A 13,577-nucleotide genomic window follows, 5' to 3' on the forward strand; every position below is an offset into this window, starting at 1 on the left:
AACCGCAAATGACTCGTGATATTGTGATCACTGAGGTAGCGCTTCGAGATGGAAGCCATGCGATCAATCACCAGTTTACCGTGGAGCAAGTAGTCGAAGTGGCGCGCGCAGTAGATGAAGCAAACGTACCGTATATTGAAGTCTCCCATGGAGATGGATTGGCCGGATCGTCCCTGCAATATGGGTTGTCCAGGACCCCCGAGCTGGAACTGATCGAGGCTGCTGTTTCCGTTTGTAAACAAGCGAAAGTGGGCGTGCTCCTGCTGCCGGGAATCGGAACGATCAAAGATTTGAAGACAGCCGCAGGCCTAGGGGTAGGCATGGCACGAATCGCCACACATGCGACCGAAGCGGACGTTTCCGCTCAGCATATTTATCAAGCGAAAGAGCTTGGCTTAACGACAGTTGGCTTTTTGATGATGGCGCATATGGCTGCTCCGGAAAAACTGGCGGAGCAAGCTGGACTCATGCAAAGCTATGGAGCCGATGTCGTGTACATCGTCGATTCTGCTGGCGCTCTGCTACCTGATCAAGCAGGGGAACGAGTCCGAGCATTGAAGCAATGTCTGAATATTCCCATTGGCTTCCATGCACACAATAATTTGTCTTTAGCCATGGCCAATACGCTCGTCGCCATTCAAGAAGGTGCCACCTGGATTGACGGCAGTGTTCGGTGCTTGGGTGCAGGTGCGGGCAATACACAGACCGAGGTTCTCCTAGCTGTGCTGGATCGAATGGGCATTCATACGGGCGTCGATTTGTACAAAATGATGGATCTGGCGGAGGATATCGTGTCGCCGATTCTTCAAGTACCTCAGGAAATTACCAGAGACGCTCTCGTTCTCGGATACGCGGGTGTTTATTCCAGTTTCCGGCTTCATGCCGAGCGTGCAGCCAGGAAATTCGGTATCGATTCCCGGGATATTTTGATCGAGCTGGGAAAACGAAAGGTCGTGGGCGGACAAGAAGACATGATCTTGGATGTCGCAGCGGAAATCGCCCAACGGTACAGCTCTACCAAAATGATTTAGGGGGGATCAGCGTGCAATCGGAACTATTATACAAAAGGCTAGCTCAGAAGCTGGTGGATGCGGAGTTGAATAGGGAGGAGGTTGTGAAGCTGACAACTGAATACCCTGAACTGACCGTGGAAGATGGATATCGTATCCAAAATGAGCTTGTCTCCCTCAAGCTTGAGCAGGGTCATCGAATCTTTGCCTCTAAAATGGGTTTGACCAGTCAGGCAAAAATGAAGCAGATGAATGTGCACGAACCGATTCGGGGCTATATTTTTGACTATATGAATATCGAGGACGGGATTCTGCCGATCAATGAATTGATTCATCCCAAGGTGGAAGCGGAAATTGCCTTTGTTTTGCGTGAGGATTTGGAAGGACCGGGCATCACGGAGGCTCATGTCTTGGCAGCCACTGACTATGTGGTTCCCGCTCTGGAGATTATCGACAGCAGGTATGCGCAGTTCCAGTTTACCTTGCCCGATGTCATTGCGGACAATACTTCGTCTTCCCGTGTATTTATCGGGTCGACATGGAGAAAGCCTGATGAACTTGAACTCGATTTGGTTGGCGTTACCCTTTCGATCAATGGCGAGCTCAAAGACTTGGGGGCTGGTGCGGCAGTTCTCGGTCATCCAGCCCGCTCAGTAGCAATGCTGGCGAATATGCTTGCTCGCGAAGGTTGCAAGCTGCAAAAGGGAGATTTGATTTTGTCCGGGGGCATTACCGGTTCCCATCAGCTACGGGAAGGAGATGTCGTAAGTGCCAAATGGGGTGGCCTCGGAAGTATGGAGTTCGTAGTGAAAACGGGTTAGGCAGTAAGACGAAAAGCCGAGAAGAATGCAGGGAGTTATCCCGTATTCTCACGGCTTCTTTTTATGTTGGGAGCCGAATCTTTTACCTCCAGCTTGACAATCAGCGAAATTAGCGGCTATTATCTAACTAACGTTAGGTAGAAAATGGTGATAAAATGAATAAAAGCGAAGCAACACGACAAAAAATTCTTGAAACGACCACATGGTTGATCGGACAGTATGGAATTGAAAAAGCTTCCCTTTCCATGATTGCTCATTCTGTAGGCATACAGAAGCCATCCATCTATTATTATTACTCTTCGAAAGAGGAACTAATAGACGCAGTATTCGCTTGGATTTTAGAAGGATATAGTTTTGAACAATACTTTCAAATTCATGAGTATACGAAAAAGAATTTTGTAGAGAAGATGGTTCGTGACGGCTTGCGATTATTGGTTGAAGAGACTACAGATACACAAATGCTTGTTGTACAGGTATTAAATGAGTTCCTTATATATGGAAGCCGAGAATCTTCCCATAATAAAGAGTACCGAATAAAAATTAAGGCCGTACAGGAAGGCTTTATTGACGGTTTTTTTCGATTACTACAAAAAGGGGAAGAATTTGGTCATACGGATTCAAAAGGCTTGCGTGAAAAAGCATGTGTACTAGCGTTAACACTCGATAACTTATCCAATTATCCGATGATTGGCATTCAACTGGATGTTTCAGCTGTATGGAGAGAAGCCATTACAAGCGTATTATCTAAAAAAGGAGACTTTACATGAGTGAGAATCATACATTATTAAATTTTTCAAAAACGGACAAGATGATCTTGTGGCTTGGTTTCCCTCTTATCGGTTTAGTGTTCGGCTGGTTTCTTCCGAGTATTGCTAAATGGGGCAGTTCTTTGCCGTGGATACCTTTCCAGGGGCCCTTACAACTAATTGCCTCCTATAACGGAGCATGGGTAGGCATTGTTACTATGATCCTTGGCTTGATTGCGGGGATTGTCTTGACTCTACTCTCTTTTCATGAAAGCTTAGAAACGTCTGTATATGATGATAAAGTCACATGTAAAATTAGAGATGATGAAATTCTCTTCAAAAAGCAAGATATCTCCCTTGTATTTGTGGATAACAAGCAATTGGTGTTTTTAGGTAAAGATGAGAAAGAACTATTTCGTTGTAAGCAAGAGCTTTCGAAAAGCACAGTTGGTGCTGCATTTCGAAAACATCATTATGTTTGGAGCGATACGGATCCATTTCAACATGACTTTAAAATATGGGTTGTGGATTCTCCCGACCTATCTCCTGCTGCGAATGCTCTATTAAAAGCAAGGAGAATAGCCATTGAAAAAGGAGATGATAAGGAAGCTTTTCAATTGGCTCGAGAACTTTGGAAACTAAGAGTATCTGTAAAAGAAAAGGACAAAAGGCAATATTATCGATAAAATCAGCAGGTATTTCATTATTCTCGTCTTGTGAGGTTAAGCAGCTTGATCTGCTTAACCTCCCTTTTATTTAAAATAGCGTACGTTTTACAGCTTTTTTGGGCACATTTCAGCTTGGAGGGTGAAAAATTACACCTTCGCATTTGGATTGAGGATTTATTATCTCGATCATCGGAATTTAGGAGACCAACTACCTTTGTGATAATATAAGAAAAAATGAGACGAAGCGCTAGAGTTCTTTTAAATTTGAGGTGGCAACATGTTAAAACGGTTATTTGTATCAGGATACAAGGCTCACGAGCTTGGCATTTTCAATGAAAAAAATCCGGGCTTAGCGATAATTAAGAAAGCACTGAAGCGGGAACTCGCAAGATTCCTTGAAGAAGAATTGGAATGGGTCATCATATCAGGTCAACTCGGGGTAGAAATGTGGGCAGCCGAAACTGTTCTGGAATTGAAAAAGGAGTATCCGCATCTAAAACTGGCGGTAATTACTCCGTTTTTGAATCAAGAGGAAAAGTGGAAGGAAGAGACCCAGGATTACTACCGAAATATTGTGATGCAAGCTGATTATATCAATAGTGTCTATCAAACTCCTTATCAGGGAGCTTGGCAGCTTGGAGAGAAAGACAAATTCTTGCTAGCCAATTCTGACGGTATCTTGTTAGTTTACGATGAAGAAAACGAAGGCTCCCCGAAATTTCTAAGTAAGCTCGCCGCAAAAAAAGCGGATACGGGCGATTATCAGTTGTTTCGAATTAACGCATATGACTTACAGACCATAGCAGAGGAACAGCAACAAGAATTATACAATGACAACTTCTAATCAAACAGCGACAAACCTAGGATTTTTAGTCACAAACTTCCTCAAGCTTATAACGGCTGCCTTTTTCTAGTTTAGGACTATAGAGTTTGGGGGCATCATATAGGAATTCCACAAAAAGGAACCGCAAAGCTAAAGTCACAGAAGCTTTTCTGCCGGGACAACCGGAAGGAAAGGCTTTTTTTACTCTATGCATGAAATTCCTGCTACCCTCCTGTCCATGTCAGTTCGATCTGGTGCTGAACAAGCATGAATCGTATTCGCCCCGGGAGGTTCGGCGGGTGCTCACCGGCGTTTTTGTGGGAATAAACTTGTCTAACTGGATAATACTACAGGAGGAAAAGAATACGATACTGCGGTAAACCAAAAGATGGTAAAACACAAAATTTCTGAAAATCTTGCCACTATCACTAACCTGCGCATGGATCATTCTTATCTGCCTGTACGCTTTTGCTAACGGTATCGAAGGGGAGAAGTGTAATGGGAAGTAAATGGATGTCTTTTGACATCGGATCATTTACGGGTACAATGACAGCCATTCTATTTTCAGGAATTCTAGCTCTTATTTTTTCAAGGTCGTTGCTGCAATGGATCATTGGCCGGTTCACGAAGCGGCTCATGAATGAACGGTATCCCGAAAACATTTGGGAAATGGTAACAGCACTGACTCGCCTGTCACCAAGAATTGTGATTGAAAATAGCTTGCGCGCTTCAGAAGGGGCAGTTATAGAAAGACCATTTGGGAGTCCGCGTAAATTTCTTACTTACGACGGACTTATCTTTTCACCGGCACAACTGGCCACGTTAGTTACCCCTGAAGATGTAGATGTAGATATGCGGATTACCATCGGGCCTCAGGCAAAAAAACCTTTATCTCTGGAAATACCCATTATGGCAGGAGGAATGGGATATGGGATTGGTGTGTCAGAGAAAGCAAAGATAGCGATTGCAAAAGGAACCGCTGCGGTCGGCACTTTAACAAATACGGGTGAAGGGGGATTCTTACCCGAAGAGAGACAAAACGCCAAACATTTAATTATTCAATACCACAGCGGCAAGTGGTCAAAAGAGCCAGAAATTCTCAAACAGGCCGATGCGATTGAAATCCATATCGGCCAAGGAGCCATTGCGGGTACGGCAACTTTTATCCCTTCGGAGTACGTTCAAGGAAGAGCCAGAAAAATCTTGAAGGTGGAGAATGATGATTATGTCGTCATTCCTTCCAGGCATAAGGATATCAATAAACCACAAGATCTTCGCAAAGTAGTTGATCATCTGCGCGCCCTCACTGGAGGAATCCCCATTGGAGTTAAAATATGTGCAAGCGCAAAGATTGAAGCCGATTTGGAAGTCGCCATTTTTGCTGGGGTTGATTTTGTAAGCATTGACGGCGGACAGGCAGGATCTAAGGGCGGACCTCCCATCCTGGAAGACGATTTTGGAATCCCCACCATTTATGCTGTTTCACGTGCCGTACATTACTTACAAAAACGCGGGGTGAAGGAAAGAATTACCTTGTTAAGCGGAGGAGGATACTTCACGCCATCTGATTGCCTAAAAGCATTTGCGTTAGGGGTTGATGGTGTCTATATGGGGACGGCTCTCTTGTGGGCAATGACGCATGATCAGGTAACAAAGGCAGTTCCTTGGGAACCTCCTACTCAACTTGTTTTTTATCCGGGAAGTTTAACTGCTCAATTTGATGAGCAAGAAGCAGCAAAGTATTTAGAGAACTTTCTTACGTCGTTTGTGGAAGAAATGAAGGTCGCAATTCTTGCATTGGGAAAAACATCTGTTCATCAGGTTGGCGTTGATGATCTTGCAGCCCTTGATGAATTGACGAGCAAGATAACAAAAGTTCCTCTTGCCTATGAGCCGTATATCCCGACAAAAGAGTTTATGGAATCGCTTTTGGTTCCGAGCGAGGAGGACAGTGATCAATCGATGCCTGATCCCTCCGAACAGAGTAACGAAAACAAGAAGAAGCAGTTTTTCTTAAAACATAGAAACCGCTTGAAAACAACTCAGACCAGATCGGATTAACGTAGTTCGGGGATTTTCCATCCGAAAAATAATGTGTGCGGAAGGGCTCTCTGACAAAACAAGTAGGTGAATAGGAGCACCTGTTATTTTGCCAAATGGCCGCATTCTCTTGATTCCATTCCCTTTTCTCCAGCGTCCGATCACTCTAACAATACGATAATGAAATAAGACTAAGCTGAAATTTCAGCACGTGCAGGGAGCTTCTTAAACAAGCTCCCTATTCTTTTGAAGAAACATATTGTCGAAAACTAACGATTGAATCTCCTCTTGCTGGAGGTTTTATAATCGGGACCAGGGGGCTAATGCCGGCGCTTTAAACGTAAAGGAGGTCAGATATATTTTCAAAATTATGTCGTCATGTAGATTTTTTAAACAATACAGAACAAGGGGGTTGTAACATGGTAAAGAAGAAACAGAGATTCCATGGCATTATTTTAGGATTACTAATTATGATATGTACATCGTTGGTGGTTGCATGCAGCACACAATCAACCACATCTGAACCAAATCAACAGCCAGAGACTGACAAACCAAAGACAGGCGGAACCATCACTGTGGCTTACGCAAGTGAAGCAGATACCCTAGATGTTCACAAGTCAGTTGGTAACGATATGGGTGTTACTTGGAATATGGGTGGATCGCTGGTCTACAAGGATCCTGTTACAAAAGAATTCAAACCTAATCTCGCAAGTGAATTCAAGATTTCAGAGGATGGAAAAACGTACACCTTTACCATTCGTTCTGATGTTACGTTTCACGATGGAACACCTCTGACTGCCAAGAGTTTTAAGGATACCTTTGAACGCATTAAGGATCCGAAAACAAAAGCAAAACTGGCGGGAATAGTTATGATGCCGATGAAGAGCGTCAGTGCCCCTGATGATAAAACCCTCATCCTTGAATTACATGAACCCAATGTGTCGATTCTTGAAGATTTAGGCACTGGTATAACTCAACCGCTATCCATGAAGGCCATTGAAAAATATGGTGAGGAATATGGACGAAATCCTGTGGGAATGGGTCCATGGAAGTTTGAGAGCTGGAAGGCTGGCGAGGGGGTTACATTGGTTCGCAATGAAGCCTTTAAGTGGGCCATGCCGCTCGATGAAAATCAAGGACCGCCAAGAGCTGATAAACTGGTGATCAAAACAATTCCAGATAAAAGTGTTATGTTGGCCGCTTTGGAAAACGGTACCATCGATGTTGCATTCGATGTACCCGCAAAAGATATCAAGAAGTATCGAAATAACCCAAAATATCAGGTTCTGGAACTTTTACGGGCTGGGATACCTTTTAGTTTATATATGAACTTGACAAAACCGGAGTTCCAGGATATCCAAGTTAGAAAAGCATTCAATATGCTGGTTAATAAACAAGCGATGGTTCAGGCGGTTTTGATGGGTGAAGGAGAGGTTGCCCAAACGTTGTTATCCCCTTCAACATTGGGGTATGATAAATCATTGGAAAAATACGGGTACCAATACAATGTGGAAGAAGCAAAGAAGCTCCTTGACGCTGCTGGATGGAAGGTAAACGGAGAAGGCCTGAGAGAAAAGGATGGAAAAGTATTTACCCTTTCCTTTATGATTTCGGCTAGGTTTGAGATGCAAGCTCAGTTGCTGCAAGCTATGCTGGGCGAGGTGGGTATCAAAGCTACCATTCAAAATTTAGAGGAGTCAGCGTATAGTGATGGACTAATGAAAGGAAATTTTGATGTAACGCTGGTTACTTATAGTTACGATGACCCTGATGCTTTATACCAAAGTTTCCACTCTAGCCAAATTGGTGCTGGCTTTAACATAAGTGGTTTAAAAGACGACAAGCTGGATGCCTTATTAACAAAAGGACGTGCAACCGCTGAAACGAAAGCCAGAAAACAGGTATATGTAGATGCCCAACAACATCTCCTTGGGCAAGCATATGTTGTTCCCATCTATAGTGACAAGATCTTTGTGGTAGTAAGCTCGCGAGTAAAAGGCGTGAAATGGACGTCTTATACTCCCAATTTCCAAGATAGCTGGGTAGAAAAATAAACGGAGTCTTTCCGTCTACGTCAAGAACCTAATCGATACGTTACAGGAATAGCATCTTTTTAGAATGACTTGGAAGATTGCATCAGACGAGGGGGAATGATCGATGAATTTTCAACATGTGATTGATAAGGTGCCAGACTACAAGGTTTTTCTAACAGTAGATGAAATGGATGAAAGCACCAGAAAGCTGGCCGAAGAGTTTCCTGATGCTGTAACCGTATTTGAGGCGGGAAAGTCCCGCGATGGACACCCCATTCCATGTATTAAAATCGGAGACGGGCCCAAAAATGCGTTATGCTTTGCCTGCCCGCATCCTAACGAGCCAATTGGCGCGATGACGATGGAATATCTCTCCCGGGCATTGGCAGAGGACAAGGCCTTGCGCGACGAGCTGGGCTTCACGTGGTACATCATCAAATGTGTTGACCCTGATGGTACGCGACTAAATGAAAATTGGTTTAAAGGACCATACAATGTTTTTAACTACATTAGAAATTACTATAGACCTGTCGGCTACGAGCAGGTGGAATGGACTTTTCCTTTTGAATATAAAGAATATCGCTTTGACAAACCATTGCCTGAAACGCAAGTGCTTATGAAAATCATAGACGAGACTAGACCTGCGTTTATGTATTCATTACACAATGGGGGGTTATGCGGTGCCTATTGGTATATTTCACACGATTTGCCAGAATTATACGAAGGATTTCACAATTCAGCAAGGAAAGAAGACGTGCCTTTAGATCTAGGAGAACCAGAGACGCCATTTGCGACAGAGTTTGCTCCGGCCATCTTCAGTTTAAACGGGCAAGACGAATACTATGATTATATGGAGAAACATACAGGAAAAGCCCCGACACTTGATGTGGGGGCAGACAGCCACACATACGCCTCTTCGAAAGCGGATTGTGTAACATTAATCACCGAGCTGCCATATTTTTTCGATCCACGAATAGAGGATCAGAGTGACTCAGATATCTCCCGCAGAGAGGCACTTCTGACCGAAGCAGATCAAAGTGAGGCTTTTTTTGAAATGCTGAAGGGACTTTTGGGTGGCATACGGTCCTATATTTCAAAGGATAACCCGTTTTTCAAGTTGATGGACCCATCTTCCCCGGCACGCAAAGAAAGGAACGAAGCACAGAGAAAATGGGCAATGAGCGATCCTGAATTTGAAAAGCCGGCAAAGGGTTCCCAAGTTTTCAGCAGTTTCGTGGTTTCGAAGTTTTATCGAGGATTGAGCTTGGGACTAGCGGTCCGCACTTGCGAATATGAGCTAGAGCGGCTAGCAAAGGAAGGCTCAACCGACCAAGAGGCAATTACAAAATTGAAAGCAGTGCTGCAAGAAGGGCTTCGCCAATTGCGACAGTATACGGATGAGCTGGAACGAGAACTAAACTATACAGTTATTCCCATTCAGAAATTGGTACGTATTCAGTTGGAATGCGGTTTACTAGTCTCCAATCACATCAGCAAGAATCGGTAGTCTTGCTGATTAATAGAAAATAGGAGGGGGCATACCCCTCCTATTTTCTATTAAAGGTTGCAAGCTTAAGCAATTGGCTGGGAAAACCCACGAAAACCTCAAATTAAAGCCGAGATCAAGCGTCAAAAGGAAGCAACGGCTGATAACCAGGGACTTGGGATTATCGCAGAATACATGAAGATTGTATTCACGGACAATACAGACCTGATAGAATTCGCTCAAATAGATGAACCGTTGTTTGATGGAGAAGGTAGACCAGTCATCGATCCTGTAACCAGCAATCATATTTGTTTGTCTATGACGGCACAGTTGTAGGAGAGGTAAAACAGGGGAAGGACGGCATAAGAATCAAACTGCATGACAAGCTGTTAATAAGCAGATAATAGGGCGTAGAACATTCATTCTAGCAAGTAAATTTTATCCAAAGAGTAAGTAATGCCAGATGGATGATCTAGGAGGATTAAATTGTTTCTAAACACCACGACTGCACCAAAATGAATTAGGATTTTATTCCATATCAAAAGTGTTCAAGAAAGGAATGAAAAATGATCGGAAGAATTGTTGGCGGACCAGTCAGGCCAACCAATTGGAAACATTCGTACAACTGGACAAACAACCGGGATACATTTATATTTCGAGGTTCTTGTAGCAGGGGGTACACCTTGAACAAAAGATTGTGCAATGCTACCATAATATTAAATACAAAATATTATTCTGATTGAGGTGAACGATGATTACTCGCAAATACGACTCATTAAAAGACCACGTATACAAATATATTGCTTCGCGAATCCAGAATGGAACATTGCTGCCAAATCACAAGATTAATGAAGCAGAGATCTGTGAAAAGCTGGAGGTCAGCAGGACTCCCGTTCGGGAAGCACTCATCCAGTTGTCCTCGGATAATCTCCTGGAGTATATTCCGAGACGCGGCTTTCTCGTAAAGGAACTAAATACGAAAGAAAAGTTGGATGTATTCGCCGTCATTGGTTCATTGGATGCCTTGGCTGCACGGTTGTCAATGGAGTTTATCACGGACAGTGATATGTCCATGATGGAGGAGTATATACGGAAAATTGATGTGTCGATCCAAGAGAACAATTACGATGATTATCAAAAATATCAAACCGCTTTCCATAAGGTGTACATCGACAAGTGCAACAACCATACACTGATTACGATGATGGAATCATTGCAAAACAGTTTTATTCGGCAGTCCTATTTGAGCAACGACTCGGAAAAACTGTATGTCATCTTAAAACAAATGAACGACCAACATAAACAGATCTTGCGTTATTTTAAAGAACGAGATTCAGATGCTTTGGCGAACTTGATCCAATTCCATCACTGGAAGATTGAGCATCCTGAGATGATTTAATAGAAATAAGTTTGACTGGTCAGTCGACAAGAGTAGTAACAACTCTTGTCGTTTTTATAAATAAAAAAATTAAGACTATTGTGTTTTCTAGAAACGAATAATACAATACAAAATATACAATATACTAAATACAAAAAACATCACGAATGTTCATCATTGAATAGGAGGTGTTCACCAATTATTATATTATATATTGTATATTCTTTACATGAGTTAAGTTATTTCTACAAAGGTGGAGACAAAAATGAAAAAAATCGATAATTCCAACAGTCTAATGGGTACAAAAACGGTTTGGGCTGGCGAAAAGGAGTTTAGTGTTTTTGGTTCTACACAAGTCCCTGTCGTGTTAAGTGTAGCTTATGGATATGATGATGTGGATGAATGGTATGACGTAGCGATCGGGAATAAACCAGGCCATATATACAATCGCATGACCAACCCAACTGTTCAGGCCTTTGAAGAAAAACTGAGAACGCTGGAAGGGGCCGAGCGAGCTATAGCGTTTTCATCCGGTATGGCTGCGATCAGCAGTACTTTGTATACATTTTTACGACCAGGTGACAGGGTGGTCTCGATAAAAGATACGTACGGAGGTACGAACAAAATTTTCACTGAATTTTTGCCCAATATTAATGTTGATGTTGTTTTGTGCAACACCGGCAATCAAGAAGAAATTGAAACAGAAATTCAAAAGGGCTGCCAGTTACTTTATTTGGAATCACCAACGAATCCGACATTGAAAATTGTGGACATCGAGCATTTGGCCAAGCTAGCAAAATCAGTCGGGGCATTGGTTGTTATCGACAATACGATTGCGACCCCTATAAATCAAAATCCGCTTCTACTCGGTGTTGATCTCGTTATTCACAGCGCCACCAAATTTTTAAGCGGGCATGCGGACGCATTGGGCGGAGTCGTTTGCGGTTCTCAGCAGTTGATGGAAAAAGTGTATCACTACAGAGAAATAAATGGAGCAACGATGGATCCTTGGTCCGCCTACCTCATTTTGCGGGGGATGAAAACATTAAAGCTCAGGGTAGAGCAGCAAGCGAAAAGCGCGATGGAAGTTGCCCGATTCCTGCAAAAACAAGAGTGCGTGGAAGCTGTCTATTATCCGGGATTAGAAAGCCACAAAAATCATGAGGTCGCCAAACGGCAGATGAGTGGATTCGGGGGTATTCTTAGTTTTGTTCTGAAAGGTGAAATGGAGGCGATTAAAGTTTTTCTGCCTCATTTGCGGTTAGGAAACCGGGCGGGAAATTTGGGTGCTGTCGAGACGATTTACGGCCCAGCTAGGACGACCAGTCACGTGGAATGCACGCTTGAGGAGAGGATGGCCTTGGGGATTTCTGAAGGATTGGTTCGTATGTCGGTTGGGATTGAAGATACGGAAGATTTGATTTCGGATCTCGAACAGGCATTCAACTATTTGGCTTCACAGATGAACAAAACAGCATTGTAGGAGGATCGAATCAGAATGACACACAAAGTAGCATTACTCGGTTTTGGAGTGGTAGGACAAGGATTGGCGGAAATTTTGGAAACGAAAGCGGACGCTTTATACGCAAATGTAGGTTTCGAGGCGAAAGTAGTAGCGATTTCTGATCTGATGAAAGGCTCCCTCTATCATCCAGACGGTCTGGATCTCTCTTTGGCTTTACGTATTGTGGGCGAAACGGGCAGTTTGCAGAGCTACCCTGATACCCCTGGCTTAATCAAAGGCTGGGACAGCTTTCAAACGATTAGGGAAAGCAATGCGGATACGATCGTAGAAATGACGTTCACGGATATTAAAACAGGTCAGCCAGCGATCGATCATTGTAAGGCTGCCTTTGAAAGTAAGAAAAATATCGTGATGAGCAACAAGGGACCCGTTTCTCTGGCATTCCGAGAGTTGGAGACAGTAGCAAAACAAAACGGGGTTCGCTGGTGCTATGAAGGAACAGTTATGAGTGGAACGCCATCCATCCGTATGCCACTCGTTTCATTGGTAGGTAACGACATCTCCGAAATTCGTGGAATTCTCAATGGAACAACAAACTATATCCTCACTAGGATGGAGGAAGGATTGACCTATGAGGACGCCTTGGCAGAAGCGCAATCTCTCGGGTATGCAGAGGCAGATCCGCGAAACGATGTCGAAGGCTTTGATGCACAATATAAAGTAACGATTTTGGCAAACACGATCATGAACGCTCATATTCAAAGAGACGAGATCGCGCGTGAAGGAATTTCGAAACTTACCCCACAAGACATTCAATGGGCAAAAGAAAATAAGAAAAGATGGAAGCTGATCGCACGAGTTGTTAAAGAAGGGGAGCATGTAATGGCAAAGGTTGGTCCCGAAGCAATCCCGTTAACCGACCCGTTGGCAGGCGTATTAGGGGCGCAAAACGCGATCACCTATTACTGCGATTTGGCAGGTCCGATTACGCTTATCGGTGCAGGAGCTGGGCGCACAGAGACGGGCTTCTCTATTCTCATTGATTTGATCAACATTAGCCGTGGCCAATTGTAGGGCAAAAGAAATTCGACTGGAGGTCTATACTTG

The 13,577-nt window shown here is 43.5% G+C and carries 12 protein-coding genes; all 12 read left to right on the top strand.

Going from position 1 to position 13,577, the window contains the following annotated elements:
• Positions 1-8: 8 nt before the first annotated feature.
• The 12 genes from dmpG to M3630_RS01435 all read left to right on the top strand — a co-directional run bounded on the left by dmpG (position 9) and on the right by M3630_RS01435 (position 13,544).
• Complete coding sequence (gene dmpG, locus M3630_RS01380) at positions 9-1,031, top strand: 4-hydroxy-2-oxovalerate aldolase (protein ID WP_251250967.1); 1,023 nt, start codon at positions 9-11, stop codon at positions 1,029-1,031.
• 11 nt (positions 1,032-1,042) lie between these two features.
• Positions 1,043-1,831 (top strand): 2-keto-4-pentenoate hydratase, encoded by a 789-nt coding sequence (locus M3630_RS01385; protein ID WP_251250968.1) that lies wholly within the window; start codon positions 1,043-1,045, stop codon positions 1,829-1,831.
• Between the two features lie 155 nt (positions 1,832-1,986).
• On the top strand, positions 1,987-2,598 hold the full coding sequence (locus M3630_RS01390; RefSeq protein ID WP_251250969.1) for a TetR/AcrR family transcriptional regulator: 612 nt from the start codon (positions 1,987-1,989) through the stop codon (positions 2,596-2,598).
• Complete coding sequence (locus M3630_RS01395; protein WP_251250970.1) at positions 2,595-3,263, top strand: YqeB family protein; 669 nt, start codon at positions 2,595-2,597, stop codon at positions 3,261-3,263. The genes M3630_RS01390 and M3630_RS01395 overlap by 4 nt, the downstream gene beginning before the upstream one ends.
• A gap of 259 nt (positions 3,264-3,522) precedes the next feature.
• Positions 3,523-4,089 carry an SLOG family protein gene (locus M3630_RS01400; RefSeq protein WP_173607668.1) on the top strand — a complete coding sequence of 189 codons (567 nt, stop codon included), beginning with the start codon at positions 3,523-3,525 and terminating at the stop codon, positions 4,087-4,089.
• A gap of 477 nt (positions 4,090-4,566) precedes the next feature.
• The gene (locus tag M3630_RS01405; protein WP_251250971.1) at positions 4,567-6,129 is read left to right on the top strand and encodes an FMN-binding glutamate synthase family protein; all 1,563 of its coding nucleotides are present in this window, start codon (positions 4,567-4,569) and stop codon (positions 6,127-6,129) included.
• A 398-nt stretch (positions 6,130-6,527) separates the two neighbouring features.
• A complete protein-coding gene (locus M3630_RS01410; RefSeq protein ID WP_251250972.1) occupies positions 6,528-8,162 on the top strand; it encodes an ABC transporter substrate-binding protein in 1,635 nt (544 codons plus the stop codon).
• A 103-nt stretch (positions 8,163-8,265) separates the two neighbouring features.
• Positions 8,266-9,648, top strand: a complete 1,383-nt coding sequence (locus M3630_RS01415; RefSeq protein WP_251250973.1) for a M14 family zinc carboxypeptidase — start codon at positions 8,266-8,268, stop codon at positions 9,646-9,648.
• Between the two features lie 174 nt (positions 9,649-9,822).
• The gene (locus M3630_RS01420) at positions 9,823-9,963 is read left to right on the top strand and encodes a hypothetical protein (RefSeq protein ID WP_251250974.1); all 141 of its coding nucleotides are present in this window, start codon (positions 9,823-9,825) and stop codon (positions 9,961-9,963) included.
• A gap of 415 nt (positions 9,964-10,378) precedes the next feature.
• Complete coding sequence (locus M3630_RS01425; RefSeq protein WP_015891312.1) at positions 10,379-11,026, top strand: GntR family transcriptional regulator; 648 nt, start codon at positions 10,379-10,381, stop codon at positions 11,024-11,026.
• A 244-nt stretch (positions 11,027-11,270) separates the two neighbouring features.
• Positions 11,271-12,488, top strand: coding sequence for a cystathionine gamma-synthase family protein (locus M3630_RS01430; protein ID WP_232772918.1), 1,218 nt, complete (start codon positions 11,271-11,273; stop codon positions 12,486-12,488).
• 15 nt (positions 12,489-12,503) lie between these two features.
• Positions 12,504-13,544, top strand: coding sequence for a homoserine dehydrogenase (locus M3630_RS01435; RefSeq protein WP_232772919.1), 1,041 nt, complete (start codon positions 12,504-12,506; stop codon positions 13,542-13,544).
• Positions 13,545-13,577: the final 33 nt, after the last annotated feature.

It is taken from the genome of Brevibacillus sp. MER 51 (assembly GCF_023714195.1).
Taxonomy (GTDB): Bacteria; Bacillota; Bacilli; order Brevibacillales; family Brevibacillaceae; genus Brevibacillus.